Here is a 17,684-nt window from a genome sequence, read left to right on the forward strand (position 1 = left end):
CCAAGGGAGATGCATCTCCCCAACCCGCGCGGCGAAACCGGCCGCAGCGAAAATGCTAAAGACGGAGAGGTGGCCGAGTGGTTGAAGGCGCACGCCTGGAAAGTGTGTTTACGGGAGACCGTAACGCGGGTTCGAATCCCGCTCTCTCCGCCAGATAATCCCAAGAAACCCTTTATTTTCGGGGCGTTTGGTAAGGTTCGATTAGTAGCCTACTAATCACTAGGGTCAAATCTCCATCAACTGGCTGCCGCCAATGGCCGAGATGGGCGGAAGACCGACATTCGTTGACAGAAAGACATCACCGTCGCAGCGTTGTCTAAAAACGGGGAGGTTTCTCGATGTCAGTGGAAGTTCGGGCTGCCTCGGAGGCAGACTTTGACGCGCTCGTTCGGCTCAATCAGGTGGTTCAGAGTCTCCATGCTGAATTGCATCCAGACGTTTTCAAACAGGCAGCCGATCCGTCTGCGGTGAGGACATTCTTAGCAGCGCGGCTGGCTGATCCGAGGAGCTCGATCGCGATTGCTGAGATTGATCGTGCTCCAGTCGGCTACGTCTGGTTTGAAATTCAGTCGCTGCCAGAAACGCCGTTTATTTTCCCTCGGCCCCGGATCTATGTGCACCACATCTCGGTTATGCCGGAAGCTCGTCGTCGTGGAGTTGCCACAGCTTTGATGTGCCATGTTGAACAGCGAGCTGCTTGCGCAGGTATTGACGAAATTGCGATGGGCATCTGGGCAGCCAATCTCGACGCGCGGCATTTCTTTGGGTCGCAAGGATGCGTTCCGTACAACATTGCACTTCGCAAGAAGCTTGCGAGAGTCAGCTAAGGGTCAGCAAGCGGACCTTTTTCTTCAGCGATGGCACGACTTGCAACAAAATTGGCAATTCTGTCTTCTGCAACTAACGGCAGTATCCTGCCCACCTAGCGCAGCCATAAGTTTGCGTCGTTTCTCCAACGTGTTCCCGCGCCGGTAAGCCGCCTCAGGACCTCAGATGCGACATGTGCCAAGGCGCTTAGTTCGTTATGGTTCGCGGCATGCGGACCACCGCTCTCTCCGCTAGCAAATCACAAATCCAGAACCGTGACAGCGACGACAGTTCGCTCCAACTGTAGATCAGCCCGCACCCAACCGGCCCGCGCTCCACCAGAGCACGGGCTTTGATAGGCTCTGCACTGTCGCTACGCGTCTAGCGCGGAACCGCTTGTATTCCCGCGACTGAGCGCTCTGTTTCGGTGGAGAAAACCACGAAGGCAAAGATCAGCACGGCGACAGCGACAATCATCGAGCCGGTGGCGACGATCGGCTCGAGCGCCGGATTTCCCTGCAGCATCAGGTAAAGAGCCGGCAGCATCACCACCAGGCCGAGATTACAAAGTTACAGGTTCGCATCCTGTCGGGTGCAGCATTGCCGCAGTTCGCTAGCCGACAACTATTCCTGCTGGAATTGACAGGGCCAATCTTCAGGCCTCGTCAAGCCAGAAGGCAACTCGGTCCGGGCGTCTCCGCAAGCCATGTTGAGCTGCCACTGGGACAGACCCGCCGAATTGGAAAGGTCGACGCCCTCGATACGGGTCAGAAAGAAAAAGGCGCGGTCAAAGTCTATCGGCGCGGTGAACCTCGCTCCTCGGAAGTCCGCCCGTGCGAGATTGGCAAACGAGAAGCGGCTGCCGCTGATATCGGCGTCATGGAACTGCGCACGCCCCAGTTCTGCCTTTGTGAAATCAACATTGGTCAGATTGGCGTCCTGGAAATTCGAGCGCTGCATTTCCGCGCTCGCAAACACAGCGCCCTGCGCGTCCATACGGCTGAAGTCGGTCCTGTAGCCCTCGATTCTGTCAAACCGGGCGCCTTTGGCGGTCGAGTCGGCCAGGGAAGCACGCACAAGCGTTGCCTTCTCAAGATTTGCCGCACGGAGATTGGTGTTCCTGAGGTCGGTCGAAGTGAAATCAACACCGAACAGATTCGCCCCGCTCAGGTCCTGTCCATCTAGGATGAGAAGCTTCTTGTCACACTCTTGCCAATTGACGCCAGGCGTCGCGGCTGCGTCGCAATTTTGAGCGGCAGCGGCGTTCTGCCAAGCAAACACAGTGCAAACCGCTAGAACCAAGCCGGATGTGCCGTAAGCTCTGGTTCGCCTCAAAGTCATTGTTGCTGGACCCCTGCTACTCGCCGACACTCACCCTTACCACATCTGCTGACACTCGAGCCACGGTGACCACATGGCTGTGCTCGCGGCGCAGTGGGTCAAGCCTGGTGTGAAGCTCCGCGTCAAACACCTTCGCGGCGAATTCTAGGCGGCCAGCTTACATTAGCCAGAGTGAACAGAACGTGGTTACGGGCCAGGCCTTCACACCTTCGCCTTGCACCAGCCCGCCCACCTAGCATGCCCCGCCATCGCGAACGGCCCAGCACGGGCAAAAGACAAGCTCCTTCCTGGCGCTGCGCCGCGTGCAGTCGGAACAAATGGGATCGACGCCGGTTAACAATCGAAGGGACCGCAAACGAAGCGGTATGATGATGATTGATATTTTTAGCTTCGAACTGGCCAATGCCAGGCTGCGCGTTAAACGGGCCGAGCGCTCGCTGAAGCGTGCGAATGAACTGTTGTTGAACGATGGCTGTGTCGCCGTCAATCTCGCGTTGTGCGACCGCATACGGTCTGAGCAAAAACGCGTCATTGAGGCCCGGGAACGCATGACGAAGATCGATCGGAATTGACCCATGATGCTCGCGACCCTCCACCTTGAAACTGCGAGATACGGCGACGAATATCGCGTCGCAAGGCTCGCGCTGCTGAGGCAGCAAATGATACGGCACATCAAGCGCACAGACGCCTCGGCGCAGAAAGTCGAACAATCGCTGGCAAGATTGGCCGAAGCAAACACGCTCGGGGACCGGCTCGCGCAACAGTAGGTCCGCGCGCTACCGTCGTTTGACGATGACCCCGTCATGCTGCGTCGCCAACAACAAGGCTGCATCAACGTCGCACCTGCGCTCGCTGGGCGTCGCGCCCCAAAAGCACAAGGCAGTCGTTTCGGCGAAGATCCAAGAAGTGTCGATGTTTTCACCTTCCTAGGGACGCAGGCACAACGCCAGAATGAAGGCCGCGACAAGCAGCATGGCAGGCAGAGGGGCGCGCGAAGGCTACTGCGCGGCTTTCATCTCGCCGCACCCTTGCCTCAGATCAGCCTACAACCAATCGGCCCGCGCTTCACCAGAAGCACGGGCATTGATAGCTCGGCACCATCGCTGCCTCGTCTAGCGCGGGACCGCTTGTACTCCCGAGACCGAGCGCTCTGTTTCGGTGGAGAAAACCACGAAGGCAAAGATCAGCACGGCGGCAGCGACAATCATTGAGCCGGTGGCGACGATCGGCTCGAGTGCCGGATTTCCCTGCAGCATCAGGTAAAGCGCCGGCAGCATCACGACCAGGCCGAGATTATAGACGCCATAGTGGATCATCGCGCTCCTGCGGGCAGCCTTCGCCGGGTTCAGCGCATAATAGCCGCCGAATATTGCACTGGTGACCCAACCCAGCAGGTTGATGTGCGCGTGAGCCGGAAACGCGCCGTGATCGCCTGAAATTGCCATCTGCAGGCCAGCGGCAATTCCCAGAATAAGAAAGACGATGGCTGTCTTGAAAAAGAGTTCCGAAACCTTAGGCATGTCATTCTCCCAAACCCGTTTTGCCGCCGCATCATGCTTTGTTTCCGGCGACCTTGCCAAGGGGACCGTCGGGCCTGCCGAACCATTTGTTGGCAGCCTGACGGCCCGTTGGCGGCCGGCCACCGGGTCTGGCCGGTTTGCGAGGCCAGCCGGCAAAAAATATGCGCTCACGCTAATTTGATTGCAATATCACCCGCCAGGCTTCCATGTCGTTCTCACAAGGGAAGTGTCCTGCACGATGGTGGTGCCATACGCGCCAAAGGTCTGCCCTTCAGTGTTGCAGCAAGGCCTCGCCAAACCTCTCCCACAGCTGTGCGCAATCTGTTGCTCTGAGGCTGGGGGTTCCGAGTGGGCCATATCTGATGACGGCGGCGTGAACATCATAGCCAACGATAGGTGCATTGGCGACAAAGTGGATAGCCTCGCCCAATCGGCGAGAGCCAATTGGCGCATCGGTTTTGTTGGTGATGTCGAAGACACCACAAATATCCACTTCCTGATTTCTGGCTGCCAACGCAGCTTCCATTACCTGTTCGTGCATCATCGAAATCTCTCCTAACGGTCTAAGTCTAAGAACCGCGGCTTGTGCTGGCCCGGCAACTGACAACCGGCAAATCGAAGTGCCTTTTGCAGCATCTCGATTGGCTCTTGCTGCGAGCCACTCCGCCCGCTCCCGCGGCAGGCCTATAAGGCAACTGCCAGCGAAATCCGCAGGCACGTCCACGGTCGCATCAAACACGGCCCACGTGCCAGTCGGCTCCTGAACGGGCAAAAACCTCATAACAGCGCCTGCTAATATACTATACCGACTGTGAGGACGGGACTTTTTTCCTGCATCAACTAAACGAATGAGAGCTGGTGTCGAAGTGCCGGGCGACGCTCGTCGAAAACAAGTCGTCGGCGACATCGCCAGGATCGAAGGTGCGCCTGAGCTGCGATCCGGCCGCATTCGGGGCTCGCCGACAGGGACAAGCACAAGATGCCGGAGACAAGCGCGGCCAAATGTTCAACCAGAATCGCGATTTCGTTGCGGATAGATGGTCTCGCCGCGCTTCAGCATCTCCACGAACGCCGCGATCTTCTTCTTGCGTCCCGCTTCGGTCTTCATGTTGTGGGTGCGGAAGGCGAGCGCGAAGCGGTTTTGCCCGCTGAGCTTTGCCAGCATCTCTTTCGCCCTGGGCTCGGCGTCTATTGCCGCCTGCAGATCGTCGGGGATCTTCATCTCCTTACCGCTCTTGTAAGCGCGCGCCCAGCGGCCATCGGCCTTGGCTGCCTCGACTTGCTTCAGCCCGTGCTCGGTCATCCGGCCCCCCTCAATCAGCCGGGCGACATTGTCGACATTGATCTGGCTCCAGGTGCTCTTCTTGCCGCGCGGGGTGTAGCGCTGCAGGTAGCTTTTGCCGTCCAACGCCTTTCGCACCGCATCGATCCAGCCCCAGCACAACGCCACATCGATGGCTTGCTTCGGCGTGATCGACGGCAGCCCCGAATCGAGCTTATGGATCTTGATCCAGACTTCGTCCTCGCTGTCGTGATGCTCGCCAAGCCAGGCATGGAAGCTTTCGGCATCCCTGAACTCGCGCACCTTGGTGGGGTCGACCTTGACGGGCGCCATCAGCCGGTCCGCCCGTGACACAGGTGCGTAACGACGCCCAACCCCTTGCCAGCCGCGCGCGCGCCCATATCAGTTCCAAGTCCGCAATCCGCAGGCCTGATGGTTCCCGCCGGCACGCATTCAGCCCGCACGATTGGGCGTGCCGAGGACATGGGATTTCGGCGGCAGCATGACGTCGTCGAATGTCTGCGTGAACATCGCCGCCGCAAAGAAAGCGACGGCGCGCAGGGTTTCGGTGCCGGTGTTGACGAGGTCGTGCCGGACCGGCGTCGGAAGTACCAGGACGCTGCCGGGCCCGACCGGGTGGGTGGTGCCGCCCTCCATATGTAGCTCGCCGGTGCCGGCGATGATGTATTGCGTCTCCTCTGTGGCGTCGCTGTGCCAGCCGAGCCGCTTGCCGGGCTCGATCTCGTAGACAATGACCGAGGACTGGGTGGTGCCGTGCCCGCCGTAAACCGCGAAAGCGCCGGCCCATTTGACCGACGGGTCGTCCTCAGCCCAAACCGTCGAACGTTCGAGCCTGTCGGATGCGACGACTGCTGTCATGGCTTCGTTCCTCTCAGCGAATTGCGAACACGAATCTAGATGATTTTTCTAGTCTGCGTCAGCAAAACTGGCTGCCAACCGTTTCCTCGCCCATTGCGCGTGACGATTTGTTGGGCCGCGATCCAACCTATTCTACTCTCGGGCCGGCTCACTGAGCCGATTCCCCAATGCAACCAAGCCTTTACCTTTTAGCCAGTTTGGAGTTGCCCCCTGCGTTGCGTTCGTGGTCCGGTACAACCAGGGCGCTCAATGCGACATTCGGCAACGGTCGCCTTACCGACCGTCAAAGCAACATACCGTCAAGCCAACACAGGAGATAGCAATGGGCATTTTCGACAGTATCAAAGGTGCGATTTTCGGAAACGCGGTTGCGGCCGAAGCGCCGCCGGCGCAACCGTCTCCCGCGCCTGCTTCGAGCACGGCCACCCAGCCGACGGCGCCTACCCGATCCGCTCCGGCTGCAACCCCGGCCCTGGCCGCGCCGGCCGCGCCGTCCTCTGCCCCGGACATCGCTGCCATTCTCGACAAGGCGGTGGCCGCAAAGGGACAAAAGCTCAACTGGAAGAATTCGATCGTCGATCTGATGAAGGCTCTGAATATCGACAGCAGCCTCGGCGCCCGCAAGGAGCTTGCCCACGAGCTGAACTACACCGGCGACATGAACGACACCGTAACGATGAATCTGTGGCTGCACGACGCACTGATGAAAAAGCTGGCCGAGAATGGCGGCAAGCTTCCGAGCGACCTGGCCGCCTAGAGTCATAAAATTGAGACCGATCCCGGCCGCCGGGATCGGTCTTTGGCGACGTGGCATGGCACAAAAGCGCTGCCGCCTCGCGCCTGGATTGCCTCGCGCAAAACCGACGATTTCGGTCGCTGGCCCCACGCTGGTAGGACCACCATTTCGCTGGTGAAACGCGACGTTCGGCGTATCATTCTCCCGGGAGAGGGTTCATGGTGGGAGGAAGCCAATGAACGTGGTGCAGCGGGTGACGGTCGCCGACTTGACGGCCCAAGAGCTTGTTTCATCTGCGCTTTCACGGTTCGGCGCCGGCGACACCATATCGACGAGGGCGATGCTGGACATCGTTCGCAGGACGGCCCCTGCCTGCCGCGACAGTGACGACGATCTGGTCGAGCTTATCGTCATGACGGCCGTTGGTAGGACCATGGGCGTCGTGTTCGACCATCGCTCCCATTAGCAATCCAGAACGAATACCAGGCTGCGCCCAGTGGCGGGCGGTTGGCAGCGCTGGGCGAGGGCGACACGCTCGAAGGAACTCGCTGAAATCTTGCCCGTTATGCTCTCGTTGAGATGAGGAGAGCTGCCATGGCCGACGACAAAACCAAGACCGACAGTCGCGACCGCTCACGAGTGGCGGGCGGCGAAGACTACGAGGTACGTCACTTCGCCGAGGAAGCGGGCATCACCCCGGAGCAGGCACGCACGCTGATCAAGCGCCACGGCACCGACCGCAAGGTGTTGAACGAAATCGCCGAGAGCATAAGAGCGTCGTAATGGCTGACAAGAAAACCGCAATGGCCGACCGCAAGACGCGCGATCCGGACGAAAAGGAGGCTCTGCGCCTGGCCGAAACCACCGACGTTTCGCCGAAGCAGGCGAAGGATCTGATGCGCAAGCACGGCAGGGACAGCCCGAAGGTCGAGAAGGAAGCCAAGAACTTCAAGGCCGAGGGCTGAGCCGCCGAACCGGTTGGACGGGCGGCACAGGGTTGTAACCGCAATCTGCAGCTTATCGGTTTTCTAACAAATTCGGCCTATCCCTTCCGCTATCGCGGCTCAGGGATGCCATATGCGCGGGATGTCTGGTGAGGCGAGGCCGTCGATAGACGACATACGGCATGTGAGGCTGGTGTTTTGCCTGCTGGCGGCGGTCGTGATGGCGGCGGCGCTCCTCGCCTTTGCCACCTCCCTCCTGCAGGATCCCGATAGCTGGTGGCACATCAAGGTCGGCATGGATATGCTGGCAAGCCGCACATTCCCCACCGTCGACATCTATTCCTACACTTTTGCCGGCCAGCCATGGATCGCTAAGGAATGGCTTAGCCAGGTTCTCCTTGCAATTGCCTTTGAAGCCGGCGGCTGGAATGGCGTGGTGCTGCTGGCGACTGCAGTAATCGCGCTGACGGCCTTCTTGACGTCGTGGTGTCTCAGCGCGTGGTTGAAGCCGACGCTGGCGATAGGCCTGACGCTGGTGCTCGCGCTGTTGATCGGGCCGATCTACGTCGCCCGGCCGCACATCTTTACCTTGCCCATCATCGTCGTCTGGACCGCCGGTCTTTTCCAGGCCGCACGCAACGAGAAAGCACCGCCTTTATGGCTGCTGGCGCTGCTTTGCCTGTGGGCCAATCTCCACGCCACCTTCACCTTCGGTTTCGTCATCGCCGCCTTCGCCGGCCTCGATCTGCTCATGCGCACGCGCTTGTCGAACCCCCGGCTGCTTGCCAAGTGGATCGCTTTCGGGCTGCTTTGCCCGCTGGTCAGCCTGCTCAATCCCTATGGCGTCAAGGCCATACTCGCAACATTCACCGTGGCCTATGGCAATGAGGCGGTGCCTTACATTGCGGAGTGGCAGCCGTTCGACGCCTCACGGCACACCCTCCAGGAGGTGGCCCTGCTCGTGGCGTTTTTCGGGCTGCTCGTGTCGAGATTGCGCATTGGCTGGGCCAAGGCGCTGTTCCTTGTCTTCACGTTGCACGTGTATCTCACCCACATACGGTTCATGTATCTGTTCTTTCTTCTCGTGCCGGTGGTCCTTGCCGTCGAGGTCGCGCAACAATATCCAGCGCTTTCAGCCGAGAAATGGGCGGCGGAAAAGCGCGACGGACTCGAACAATTTTTCGCACGGCAATTTTCCAGGATTTGCGCTGGAATTGCCGTTTTACTGGTTTTGGCGGCTGCCGCCTTCACGACCTATCCGGTCGCGCCGAGCCAGAAGACCTCGGCGAGGGATGCACTGGCCTTCGCCCAAACCCATAATCTGTCGGGCAATCTGCTGAACTCCTACGATTTCGGCGGCACGCTGATTTTCCACGGCATCAGGACGTTTATCGACGGCCGCGCGGATCAGCTCTTCCTGGATGGCTTTACGGAAACGGATGAACAGACTGGGCACAGCCGGGGCAAGCCGATCCTGAAAACCCAACTCGACAAATATACGATAGACTGGGCATTGTTGACCGCCGACGACAGCCGCATTCCGTTCTTCGACGAACTGGGCTGGAAGCGGGCCTATGCGGACGATTACGCGGTGATCTACACCCGCGCGGACTGATCCCGGCAGCTTGGCGCGCCGGTGCGCACCTCCCTCCTGAAGCTGTGGCCAGCGCCGAGACGCCGAAATCCTTATGGGATTTTAATTTCTTTGCTCGGCGTCCCGTCTCGAACCTTTATGGCACTTTGATCCATATTCGCCGGAGCGATGTATCCGGCCGTCAATATGATGCGGCGCGCGGGCTTGGACAGTTTTGTCCAAGTTTACGGAGCAAACAAAATATAAGGAAATGCACGGTGGATATAGTTGTTGTCGCGACTGGAATTGCGTTCTTTGCTCTATGCTTCGGCTACATCAAAGCCTGCGACAAGCTATAAGTTTATGGGATCGTAACATGCTCTTCGACTATATCCTCGGCGGCGCCGTAACCTTATTTCTTCTCGCTTACCTGACATACGCCCTCGTTCGCCCGGAACGCTTCTGATCTCCGCTGGCAAGGAGCCAACCCCATGACAATCAACGGATGGCTGCAGATCCTCGTCTATTGCGGGATCGTCGTTTTGCTGGCCAAGCCGCTCGGCGGCTACATGCATCGCGTTTTCGGCGGCGAGCACACATTCCTGTCGTCAATTCTGGCCCCGCTCGAGCGCGGGCTCTACCGCATATCAGGGACCAGCGAGCGCGAGGAGCAGCACTGGACCTCCTATGCGGCGGCCCTGCTGTTCTTTAACCTGGCCGGCTTCCTGGTGCTCTATTTGCTGCAACGGCTGCAAGGCGGCCTGCCCTACAATCCGGCCGGCATGACCGCCGTCGAACCTGGGCTGGCGTTCAACACCGCCGCCAGCTTCATGACCAACACCAACTGGCAGAACTACGGCGGCGAAAGCACGATGTCCTATCTCGTGCAGATGGCCGGCTTGACCGTGCAGAATTTTCTGTCGGCGGCGACCGGGATCGCCATTGCGGTCGCACTGATCCGCGGCTTTGCCAGGGCCTCAGGCAAATCCATCGGCAATTTCTGGGTCGATATGACCCGCTGCACGCTCTATCTGCTTTTGCCGTTCTGCATCGTCCTGACGCTGATCTGTGTCTATCTCGGCATGCCGCAGACGCTCGCTGCCTACGTCAACGCGACCACGCTCGAAGGGGCGCAGCAGACCATCGCGGTCGGGCCGGTCGCTTCCCAGGTTGCCATCAAAATGCTCGGCACCAATGGCGGCGGTTTCTTCAGCGCCAATGCCGCGCACCCGTTCGAAAATCCCGATGCGATCTCCAACCTGATCCAGATGGTGACGATCTTTGCCCTCGGCGCGGCGCTGACCAATGTCTTCGGCCGCATGGTCGGCAACCAGCGCCAGGGCTGGGCAATTCTGTCGGCTATGGGCGTGCTGTTCATCGCCGGCGTTGCCGTCTGCTACTGGGCCGAGGCCGCCGGCAATCCGCTGGTCCATGCCCTCGGCATCGACGGCGGCAACATGGAGGGCAAGGAGAGCCGTTTCGGCATCGCTTTGTCGGCACTGTTTGCCGTCATCACCACCGCCGCGTCCTGCGGCGCGGTCAACGCCATGCATGACAGCTTTACCGCACTTGGCGGCATGATCCCGATCATCAACATGCAGCTCGGCGAGGTCATTGTCGGCGGCGTCGGCGCCGGCTTCTACGGTATCCTTATGTTCATCGTCATTGCCGTTTTTGTCGCCGGGCTGATGGTCGGGCGCACGCCCGAATATCTCGGCAAGAAGATCGAGGCCAAGGAGGTCAAGATGGCAATGCTGGCCGTGCTCTGCCTGCCGCTGGCAATGCTGATCTTCACCGCTATCGCGGTGGTGCTGCCGACCGGCGTTGCTTCCAGCGCCAACGCCGGCCCGCACGGCTTCTCCGAGGTTCTCTATGCCTACACCTCGGCCGCGGCGAACAATGGCTCCGCCTTTGGCGGCCTCAGTGGCAACACGCCCTGGTACAACATAACGCTCGGCATCGGCATGCTGATGGGCCGCTTCCTGGTCATTATTCCGGCGTTGGCGATTGCTGGCTCGCTGGTTGCGAAGAAGACCGTCCCTGCCTCCGCCGGCACCTTCCCGACCGACGGTCCGCTGTTCGTCGGGCTGCTGGTCGGTGTCATCCTGATCGTCGGTGGCCTGACCTTCTTCCCGGCCCTGGCGGTCGGACCGATCGTCGAGCACCTGGCGATGATTCACGGTCAGACATTCTGAAACGGCGATGCCCTGGTTCAACCTCATACGTCGGCACGACCGTCACCAACCCGATGACGGAAGGCCGGATGACGGGAGGGACGAGACGCCTCGTCCTTTTCCGACGGTCTCCACCTTCCTCGGCATGGCAGCCGTGCTGTTCGTGCTGTGGCTGCTGGCCTCCGCCCTTCCGCGCCTGTTCCCGAAGAGCGAGCACCCGGCGCCGTCCAACATTACCGACACTGGAGCCACCAAATGAGCCCGTCGAAATCCGTGAGCATCATGGACACGCGCATTCTGTGGCCCGCTATCGGCGGTTCCTTCAGAAAACTGAACCCGCGCACTTTGATGCGAAACCCGGTGATGTTCGTCGTCGCCGTCGTCTCGGCACTTACCACCGTGCTGTTCGTCAAGGACCTCGTCACCGGCGGCGGCGATCTTGGCTTCACGCTGCAGATCATCATCTGGCTGTGGTTCACAGTGCTTTTCGCCAATTTCGCCGAAGCGGTGGCCGAAGGCCGCGGCAAGGCGCAGGCTGACTCGCTGCGCCGGGCGCGAACCGAGACGCAGGCCAAGCTGTTGAACGGCGGCGACCGCCGCAAGTTCAAACTGGTGCCCGGCACCAGCCTGAAGGTCGGCGACATCGTGCTTGTCGAAGCCGGCGACATCATCCCCTCGGACGGCGAGGTGGTCGAAGGCGTGGCGTCGGTCAACGAGGCGGCGATCACCGGCGAATCCGCACCGGTCATCCGCGAATCCGGAGGCGATCGTTCGGCGGTGACTGGCGGCACGCAGGTCTTGTCGGACTGGATCCGCGTGCGCATCACTGCGGCTGCCGGCCATACGTTCCTCGACCGCATGATCTCGTTGGTCGAGGGCGCCGAGCGCCAGAAGACACCCAACGAGATCGCGCTCAACATCCTGCTCGTCGGCATGACGCTGATCTTCGTGCTAGCGACGGCGACGATCCCGAGCTTCGCCTCGTATTCGGGCGGCTATATCTCGGTGACCGTGCTGGTCGCCCTGTTCGTTACCCTGATCCCGAGCACAATTGGCGCCCTGCTGTCGGCGATCGGCATTGCCGGCATGGACCGCCTGGTGCGCTTCAACGTGCTAGCAATGTCGGGCCGCGCCGTCGAGGCGGCCGGCGATGTCGACACGCTGCTGCTCGACAAGACCGGAACCATCACCCTGGGCAACCGTCAGGCGACGGCATTTCGTCCGGTCAAGGGCGTCACCGAACAGGAACTGGCCGACGCGGCCCAGCTTGCCTCGCTTGCCGACGAAACGCCGGAAGGCCGCTCGATCGTCGTGCTGGCGAAGGAAAAATACGCCATCCGCGCCCGCGATATGGCAAGCCTGCACGCGACTTTCGTGCCCTTCACCGCGCAAAGCCGCATGAGCGGCGTCGATCTGGAAGGCTCCTCGGTCCGCAAGGGCGCAGTCGATGCGGTGCTTGCCCACGTCAACCTCTCGACCGTTGCCACAGGCAGTACGCGCCCCGGCAGCGACACCGTCCGCGACCTCCAGGCGATCGCCGACGAGATCGCCAAATCGGGTGGCACCCCACTGGCGGTCGAGCGCGACGGGCGCCTGCTCGGCGTCGTCCATCTGAAGGACATCATCAAGGGCGGCATCGCAGAACGTTTTGCCGAGTTGCGTCGCATGGGCATCCGCACGGTGATGATCACTGGCGATAATCCGATGACCGCGGCTGCGATTGCGGCGGAAGCCGGTGTCGACGACTTCCTTGCTCAGGCGACGCCCGAGGACAAGTTGAAGCTGATCCGCGACGAGCAGGCCAAAGGCAAGCTGGTCGCGATGTGCGGCGATGGCACCAACGATGCGCCGGCCCTTGCGCAGGCCGATGTCGGCGTTGCCATGAACACCGGCACGGTCGCGGCGCGCGAGGCCGGCAATATGGTCGATCTCGACAGCGATCCGACCAAGCTGATCGAGATCGTCGAAATCGGCAAGGCGCTGCTGATGACGCGCGGGTCGCTGACCACCTTCTCCATCGCCAACGACGTGGCCAAGTATTTTGCCATTATCCCGGCAATATTCGCCGTCTTCTACATCGCCCCGGGCCAGACTGCCGGGCCGCTGCAAGCGCTCAACGTCATGCATCTGGCAACGCCGCAGAGCGCCATTCTCTCGGCCATCATCTTCAACGCACTGATCATCATCGCGCTGATCCCGCTGTCGCTAAGGGGCGTCAAATACCGCCCGGTCGGCGCCGGTGCGCTGCTCAGCCGCAATCTCATTGTCTATGGCCTCGGCGGCGTCGTCGTCCCCTTCGTCGGCATCAAGGTGATCGACATGGCCATCACTGCTCTCGGTCTCGCATAAGGAACCACGTCGATGCTCAATCAAATCCGGCCCGCGATCGTCATGATCGTCTTCTTCACCGTTCTGACGGGTTTGGTCTATCCGATCGGCATGACCGGCATTGCCCAGGCGCTGTTTTCGCGCCAGGCCAATGGCAGCCTGATCGAGAAGGACGGCAAGCTCGTCGGTTCCGAGCTGATCGGCCAGGCTTTCGCGAGCGACCGCTATTTCCATGGCCGCCCGTCGGCTGCCGGCGACGGCTACAATGCCGCCGCCTCGGGCGGCTCGAATCTCGGCCCGACCAACCCGAAGCTCATCGACCGCATCAAGAGCGACGCCGAAAAGCTGAGAGCAGAAAACCCGAACCAGCCGGTGCCGATGGATCTGGTCACCACGTCCGGCAGCGGGCTTGATCCGCATATCAGCCCCGATGCGGCCTATTTTCAGATTGCCAGGGTGGCCAAGGCCAGGGGCGTCGATGAATCCAGGATCAAATCGCTTGTCGACGGCCATGTCGAGGATCGCGAATTGGGATTCATCGGCGAGCCGGTGGTCAATGTGCTGGCCCTCAACCTTGCGCTGGACGATGCGATGAAACAGTGAAGGACCGGCGCCGGGATCGACACCGAAGCCGGCACCGTTCATGATTGACCCTTATGCCAGACGACAGCCGCACCGCCGAAACCAGGCCCTCTCCCGACGCGCTGCTCGAGCATGCCGAGCGGGAGGAGCGCGGTCGCCTGAGGATATTTCTCGGCGCCGCCCCCGGCGTCGGCAAGACCTTCGAGATGCTGATGTCGGGCCGCGCCAGGCTGGCCGACGGGGTCGACGTGGTGATCGGCATCGTCGAGACGCACGGCCGCAAAGAGACGCAGACGCTGGTCGAAGGCTACGAGGTCATTCCTCGCCTTGAGATCGACTACAAGGGGCGGCTCCTCGAGGAGATGAACCTCGACGCCATCCTCGCCCGGCGCCCGGCGCTCGTCCTCGTCGACGAGCTTGCCCATACGAACGCGCCAGGTAGCCGTCACCCCAAGCGCTACCTCGACGTCCAGGAAATCCTGACGCACGGCATCGATGTCTACACGACGCTGAACATCCAGCACGTCGAGAGCCTGAACGATGTCGTGGCGCAGATCACCCGCGTCAGGGTGCGGGAAACTGTCCCCGACTCCATAATCGACCAGGCCGACGACATCGAGATCATCGACCTCACCCCCGACGACCTGATCAAGCGGCTTGAGGACGGCAAGGTCTACATCCCCAGCACCGCCCAGCGCGCCATCGAGAACTACTTCTCGCCGGGCAACCTGACGGCGCTTAGGGAACTGGCGTTGCGCCGCACCGCCCAGCGTGTCGACGAGCAGTTGCTCAACCATATGCAGGCCCACGCCATTCCGGGGCCGTGGGCGGCCAGCGAGCGTGTCCTGGTCTGGGTCGATGAGGATCCGCGCAGCGCGTCGCTTGTGCGCTATGCCCGCCGCCAGGCAGAGCGGCTGCGCGCCTCGTGGCTGGCGCTCTATGTCGAGACGCCACGCTCAACCGGCCTGTCCGAGCAGGATCGCGACAGGCTGGCATCGACGCTTAGACTTGCTGAACAATTGGGCGGCGTTGCCGTCACTATTCCCGGCCACGATATCGCTTCCGACATCCTGCGTTACGCGGCGGCCAACAACGTCACCCACATCATCACCGGCAAGCCGCGCAAGCCGCGCTGGCGGCAGTTGTTTGACGGCTCCGTCACTTATGACCTGATACGCGATGCCGGCAAGATCAGCATTCACGTCGTCTCCGGCGACGCCCAGGCGCAAGTCGCGCCGTCGCGGGGGCTGACCCCCGCTCAACCACCGCGCCTCGACATCAGGCCCTATCTGATTGTCGTCTTCTATGTTGTGGCAGGGCTGTTGTTCGGCGAATTGCTGTCGCGCGTGCTGGATGTGCGCAACATCGCTCTCGTCTTTCTCATGGCTGTGCTGGCGTCGGCGGTCACGGCCGGGCTTTGGCCGGCGATATTCGCTTCCGTTCTCAGCGCCGTGGTTTTCAATTTCTTCTTCCTCGATCCGCTCTACACGCTGAATATCAGCGACCCTGAAAGTGCCGTCGCACTCGGCTTCTTCTTTTGCGTGGCGATCATCGCCAGCAATTTGACGGCTCGGGTGCAGCGCCAGGTCGTGGCGGCACAATCCCGCGCCCGCACTACCGAGGATCTTTATTTGTTCTCCAAGAAACTGGCAGGAACGGGCACGCTCGACGACGTTCTCTGGGCGACTGCCTTCCAGATCGCCTCGATGCTGAAGCTGCGTGTGGTGCTGCTTCTGCCGGAGAACGGCACGATTGCGGTCAAGGCCGGCTATCCACCCGACGACACGCTGGCCGAGGCAGACATTGCCGCGGCGCGCTGGGCGTGCGAGCATAACCGCGCCGCCGGACGCGGCGCCGACACGCTGCCGGGCGCAAAACGCCTCTATCTGCCCTTACGGACCGGACGCACGGCGGTCGGCGTCGTCGGCCTCGACAACGACAAGCAAGGTCCGCTGCTGACACCCGAGCAGCAGCGTCTGCTCGATGCGCTCGCCGACCAGGCGGCGGTCGCCATCGAGCGCATCCAGCTCGTCGCCGATGTCGACCGGGCCAAGCTTGCGGCCGAGGCAGACCGTCTGCGCTCGGCCCTGCTCACCTCCATTTCACACGATCTGAAAACGCCGCTTGCCGCCGTCATGGGAGCGGCCGGAACGCTCAGGGACTTCGAGGCCGCACTTCCCGAGCAGGACCGGGCGGACCTGCTGTCGACCGTGCTCGATGAAGCGGAGAGGCTGAACCGCTTCATCGCCAATCTGCTCGACATGACCAAAATCGAATCCGGCACGATGGAGCCGAATTATGCGTTCCACTATGTCGGCGACATTGTCGGCTCAGCCCTGCATCGGGCCCGCAAAATCGTCGGCGAGCACAAGACCGAGATCGATATTCCATCGGATCTGCCGATGTTGCGGGTCGACCCCGTTCTGTTCGAACAGGTGCTGTTCAACCTCCTCGACAATGCTGCAAAATACGCGCCGCCAGGTTCGACGATCCGCCTGCAGGGCTGGCTAGACAATGGCTTCGTCATCCTGCAGATCATGGATGAAGGACCAGGCATTCCGCCAGCCGATCTGGAGCGCGTTTTCGATACATTCTATCGGGTACGTAAGGGCGACCAGGTGCGTGCCGGCACAGGGCTCGGCTTATCGATCTGCCGCGGCTTCATCGAAGCGATGGGCGGCACCATCTCAGCGGCAAAAAGGACCGACCGTACCGGTGCGGTTTTCACCATCAGGATGCCGCTGCCGGCAGAACTGCCTGATCTCGGTGAAACCACTGCAGACGATCAACACACGGACCACCTGGCATGACGAGCCTGGACGTCAGGATATTGGTGGTCGACGACGAACCGCCGATCCGAAAACTGCTTCGCGTCGGGCTCGGCAGCCAAGGCTATGCCATCAGCGAGGCGCCGAACGCCAGGGTGGCGATCGAACTCATGGAGGCGGAAAAACCGGACCTTGTGCTGCTCGATCTCGGCCTGCCCGGCATGAGCGGGCATGAGCTGCTGCGCAAATGGCGGGATGATGGCCTGGACATTCCCGTGGTTATTCTTTCCAGCCGCACTGATGAGGCCGGCATCGTCTCGGCCCTCGAACTCGGCGCCGATGACTATGTCACCAAGCCATTCGGTATGAACGAGCTTGTCGCACGCATCCGCGTCGCGCTTCGGCACAAGTTCCAGCAGCAGGGTGAGAGGCCGGTGTTCCAAACCGGCGACCTCTCGGTCGATCTGGTGAAGCGCATCGTCAAGGTCGAGGACAGGGAGATAAAGCTCTCGCCGAAGGAGTACGACATTCTTCGCACCTTGGTGCAGCACGCCGGCAAGGTTCTCACCCACCAGTTCCTGCTGAAGCAGGTCTGGGGCGACTCCACCGACGTTCAATATCTCAGGGTCTACGTCCGGCAGATCAGGCAAAAGATCGAAAAAATGCCCGACCAGCCCCGCTATATCACCACCGAGACCGGCGTCGGATACCGGCTGCGCGAAGTCGATTGACGCGACGAGCATCCGAAGC

The 17,684-nt window shown here is 61.1% G+C and carries 21 protein-coding genes and 1 tRNA gene; 16 read left to right on the plus strand and 6 right to left on the minus strand.

The annotated features are described in order from the left end of the window. Positions 1–63 precede the first annotated feature (63 nt). Together NKJ46_RS14140 and NKJ46_RS14145 are read left to right on the plus strand one after the other, a co-directional pair. A tRNA-Ser gene (locus NKJ46_RS14140) sits at positions 64–153 on the plus strand. Between the two features lie 185 nt (positions 154–338). Then, entirely contained in the window at positions 339–827 is a 489-nt protein-coding gene (locus NKJ46_RS14145; RefSeq protein ID WP_352665599.1) for a GNAT family N-acetyltransferase, read from the plus strand. Between the two features lie 361 nt (positions 828–1,188). On the opposite strand, the gene NKJ46_RS14150 is transcribed toward NKJ46_RS14145, so the two are convergent. Continuing rightward, complete coding sequence (locus tag NKJ46_RS14150) at positions 1,189–1,353, minus strand: hypothetical protein (RefSeq protein WP_352665600.1); 165 nt, start codon at positions 1,351–1,353, stop codon at positions 1,189–1,191. 78 nt (positions 1,354–1,431) lie between these two features. After that, positions 1,432–2,148: a pentapeptide repeat-containing protein gene (locus NKJ46_RS14155; RefSeq protein ID WP_352588401.1), complete on the minus strand. Its 717-nt coding sequence runs from the start codon at positions 2,146–2,148 to the stop codon at positions 1,432–1,434. Between the two features lie 365 nt (positions 2,149–2,513). Between NKJ46_RS14155 and NKJ46_RS14160 the strand changes: the two genes are divergently transcribed. Then, complete coding sequence (locus NKJ46_RS14160) at positions 2,514–2,720, plus strand: hypothetical protein (RefSeq protein WP_352665601.1); 207 nt, start codon at positions 2,514–2,516, stop codon at positions 2,718–2,720. Between the two features lie 3 nt (positions 2,721–2,723). Continuing rightward, positions 2,724–2,915, plus strand: a complete 192-nt coding sequence (locus NKJ46_RS14165) for a hypothetical protein (RefSeq protein WP_254816854.1) — start codon at positions 2,724–2,726, stop codon at positions 2,913–2,915. 345 nt (positions 2,916–3,260) lie between these two features. Here NKJ46_RS14165 and NKJ46_RS14170 read toward each other — a convergent pair whose 3' ends face one another. The 4 genes from NKJ46_RS14170 to NKJ46_RS14185 all read right to left on the minus strand — a co-directional run bounded on the left by NKJ46_RS14170 (position 3,261) and on the right by NKJ46_RS14185 (position 5,829). Next, the gene (locus NKJ46_RS14170; protein ID WP_352665602.1) at positions 3,261–3,668 is read right to left on the minus strand and encodes a hypothetical protein; all 408 of its coding nucleotides are present in this window, start codon (positions 3,666–3,668) and stop codon (positions 3,261–3,263) included. A gap of 271 nt (positions 3,669–3,939) precedes the next feature. Then, positions 3,940–4,212, minus strand: a complete 273-nt coding sequence (locus tag NKJ46_RS14175; protein ID WP_352665603.1) for a hypothetical protein — start codon at positions 4,210–4,212, stop codon at positions 3,940–3,942. Between the two features lie 462 nt (positions 4,213–4,674). Continuing rightward, positions 4,675–5,283 carry a YdeI/OmpD-associated family protein gene (locus NKJ46_RS14180; RefSeq protein ID WP_352665604.1) on the minus strand — a complete coding sequence of 203 codons (609 nt, stop codon included), beginning with the start codon at positions 5,281–5,283 and terminating at the stop codon, positions 4,675–4,677. A 120-nt stretch (positions 5,284–5,403) separates the two neighbouring features. Continuing rightward, positions 5,404–5,829 (minus strand): cupin domain-containing protein, encoded by a 426-nt coding sequence (locus tag NKJ46_RS14185; RefSeq protein ID WP_352665605.1) that lies wholly within the window; start codon positions 5,827–5,829, stop codon positions 5,404–5,406. Positions 5,830–6,151: 322 nt separating this feature from the next. Here NKJ46_RS14185 and NKJ46_RS14190 point away from each other — a divergent pair, with 322 nt between their 5' ends. From NKJ46_RS14190 to NKJ46_RS14245, 12 genes are all read left to right on the plus strand, one after another. Then, a complete protein-coding gene (locus NKJ46_RS14190) occupies positions 6,152–6,586 on the plus strand; it encodes a DUF3597 domain-containing protein (RefSeq protein WP_352665607.1) in 435 nt (144 codons plus the stop codon). A gap of 214 nt (positions 6,587–6,800) precedes the next feature. Then, complete coding sequence (locus NKJ46_RS14195; RefSeq protein ID WP_352665608.1) at positions 6,801–7,031, plus strand: hypothetical protein; 231 nt, start codon at positions 6,801–6,803, stop codon at positions 7,029–7,031. A gap of 128 nt (positions 7,032–7,159) precedes the next feature. Beyond that, on the plus strand, positions 7,160–7,348 hold the full coding sequence (locus tag NKJ46_RS14200) for a DUF3606 domain-containing protein (protein ID WP_352502669.1): 189 nt from the start codon (positions 7,160–7,162) through the stop codon (positions 7,346–7,348). Next, on the plus strand, positions 7,348–7,530 hold the full coding sequence (locus tag NKJ46_RS14205; RefSeq protein ID WP_352665609.1) for a hypothetical protein: 183 nt from the start codon (positions 7,348–7,350) through the stop codon (positions 7,528–7,530). The genes NKJ46_RS14200 and NKJ46_RS14205 overlap by 1 nt, the downstream gene beginning before the upstream one ends. Before the next feature lie 112 nt (positions 7,531–7,642). After that, a complete protein-coding gene (locus NKJ46_RS14210) occupies positions 7,643–9,124 on the plus strand; it encodes a hypothetical protein (RefSeq protein WP_352665610.1) in 1,482 nt (493 codons plus the stop codon). Between the two features lie 334 nt (positions 9,125–9,458). Beyond that, entirely contained in the window at positions 9,459–9,548 is a 90-nt protein-coding gene (locus NKJ46_RS14215) for a K(+)-transporting ATPase subunit F (RefSeq protein WP_023675300.1), read from the plus strand. A gap of 25 nt (positions 9,549–9,573) precedes the next feature. Then, positions 9,574–11,277 (plus strand): potassium-transporting ATPase subunit KdpA, encoded by a 1,704-nt coding sequence (gene kdpA / locus NKJ46_RS14220; RefSeq protein ID WP_352665611.1) that lies wholly within the window; start codon positions 9,574–9,576, stop codon positions 11,275–11,277. Positions 11,278–11,284: 7 nt separating this feature from the next. Beyond that, positions 11,285–11,515 (plus strand): hypothetical protein, encoded by a 231-nt coding sequence (locus NKJ46_RS14225; RefSeq protein WP_352665612.1) that lies wholly within the window; start codon positions 11,285–11,287, stop codon positions 11,513–11,515. Next, on the plus strand, positions 11,512–13,605 hold the full coding sequence (gene kdpB, locus NKJ46_RS14230) for a potassium-transporting ATPase subunit KdpB (RefSeq protein WP_352665614.1): 2,094 nt from the start codon (positions 11,512–11,514) through the stop codon (positions 13,603–13,605). The genes NKJ46_RS14225 and kdpB overlap by 4 nt, the downstream gene beginning before the upstream one ends. Before the next feature lie 12 nt (positions 13,606–13,617). After that, positions 13,618–14,187: a potassium-transporting ATPase subunit KdpC gene (gene kdpC / locus NKJ46_RS14235; protein ID WP_352665616.1), complete on the plus strand. Its 570-nt coding sequence runs from the start codon at positions 13,618–13,620 to the stop codon at positions 14,185–14,187. A gap of 53 nt (positions 14,188–14,240) precedes the next feature. Next, on the plus strand, positions 14,241–16,976 hold the full coding sequence (locus NKJ46_RS14240) for a DUF4118 domain-containing protein (RefSeq protein ID WP_352665617.1): 2,736 nt from the start codon (positions 14,241–14,243) through the stop codon (positions 16,974–16,976). Beyond that, positions 16,973–17,665, plus strand: a complete 693-nt coding sequence (locus tag NKJ46_RS14245; protein WP_352665618.1) for a response regulator transcription factor — start codon at positions 16,973–16,975, stop codon at positions 17,663–17,665. Before NKJ46_RS14240 ends, NKJ46_RS14245 begins: the two co-directional genes overlap by 4 nt. Positions 17,666–17,684 lie beyond the last annotated feature (19 nt).

This window comes from Mesorhizobium sp. M0166 (assembly GCF_040322255.1).
In the GTDB taxonomy this organism is placed as follows: domain Bacteria; phylum Pseudomonadota; class Alphaproteobacteria; order Rhizobiales; family Rhizobiaceae; genus Mesorhizobium.

Excerpts from the sequence above, each read along its gene's own strand:
- NKJ46_RS14145 (WP_352665599.1), top strand. The coding sequence starts at position 339 with ATGTCAGTGGAAGTTCGGGCTGCCTCGGAGGCAGACTTTGACGCGCTC.
- NKJ46_RS14150 (WP_352665600.1), bottom strand. The coding sequence starts at position 1,353 with ATGCTGCCGGCTCTTTACCTGATGCTGCAGGGAAATCCGGCGCTCGAG.
- NKJ46_RS14155 (WP_352588401.1), bottom strand. The coding sequence starts at position 2,148 with ATGACTTTGAGGCGAACCAGAGCTTACGGCACATCCGGCTTGGTTCTA.
- NKJ46_RS14160 (WP_352665601.1), top strand. The coding sequence starts at position 2,514 with ATGATGATGATTGATATTTTTAGCTTCGAACTGGCCAATGCCAGGCTG.
- NKJ46_RS14165 (WP_254816854.1), top strand. The coding sequence starts at position 2,724 with ATGATGCTCGCGACCCTCCACCTTGAAACTGCGAGATACGGCGACGAA.
- NKJ46_RS14170 (WP_352665602.1), bottom strand. The coding sequence starts at position 3,668 with ATGCCTAAGGTTTCGGAACTCTTTTTCAAGACAGCCATCGTCTTTCTT.
- NKJ46_RS14175 (WP_352665603.1), bottom strand. The coding sequence starts at position 4,212 with ATGATGCACGAACAGGTAATGGAAGCTGCGTTGGCAGCCAGAAATCAG.
- NKJ46_RS14180 (WP_352665604.1), bottom strand. The coding sequence starts at position 5,283 with ATGGCGCCCGTCAAGGTCGACCCCACCAAGGTGCGCGAGTTCAGGGAT.
- NKJ46_RS14185 (WP_352665605.1), bottom strand. The coding sequence starts at position 5,829 with ATGACAGCAGTCGTCGCATCCGACAGGCTCGAACGTTCGACGGTTTGG.
- NKJ46_RS14190 (WP_352665607.1), top strand. The coding sequence starts at position 6,152 with ATGGGCATTTTCGACAGTATCAAAGGTGCGATTTTCGGAAACGCGGTT.
- NKJ46_RS14195 (WP_352665608.1), top strand. The coding sequence starts at position 6,801 with ATGAACGTGGTGCAGCGGGTGACGGTCGCCGACTTGACGGCCCAAGAG.
- NKJ46_RS14200 (WP_352502669.1), top strand. The coding sequence starts at position 7,160 with ATGGCCGACGACAAAACCAAGACCGACAGTCGCGACCGCTCACGAGTG.
- NKJ46_RS14205 (WP_352665609.1), top strand. The coding sequence starts at position 7,348 with ATGGCTGACAAGAAAACCGCAATGGCCGACCGCAAGACGCGCGATCCG.
- NKJ46_RS14210 (WP_352665610.1), top strand. The coding sequence starts at position 7,643 with ATGCGCGGGATGTCTGGTGAGGCGAGGCCGTCGATAGACGACATACGG.
- NKJ46_RS14215 (WP_023675300.1), top strand. The coding sequence starts at position 9,459 with ATGCTCTTCGACTATATCCTCGGCGGCGCCGTAACCTTATTTCTTCTC.
- kdpA (WP_352665611.1), top strand. The coding sequence starts at position 9,574 with ATGACAATCAACGGATGGCTGCAGATCCTCGTCTATTGCGGGATCGTC.
- NKJ46_RS14225 (WP_352665612.1), top strand. The coding sequence starts at position 11,285 with ATGCCCTGGTTCAACCTCATACGTCGGCACGACCGTCACCAACCCGAT.
- kdpB (WP_352665614.1), top strand. The coding sequence starts at position 11,512 with ATGAGCCCGTCGAAATCCGTGAGCATCATGGACACGCGCATTCTGTGG.
- kdpC (WP_352665616.1), top strand. The coding sequence starts at position 13,618 with ATGCTCAATCAAATCCGGCCCGCGATCGTCATGATCGTCTTCTTCACC.
- NKJ46_RS14240 (WP_352665617.1), top strand. The coding sequence starts at position 14,241 with ATGCCAGACGACAGCCGCACCGCCGAAACCAGGCCCTCTCCCGACGCG.
- NKJ46_RS14245 (WP_352665618.1), top strand. The coding sequence starts at position 16,973 with ATGACGAGCCTGGACGTCAGGATATTGGTGGTCGACGACGAACCGCCG.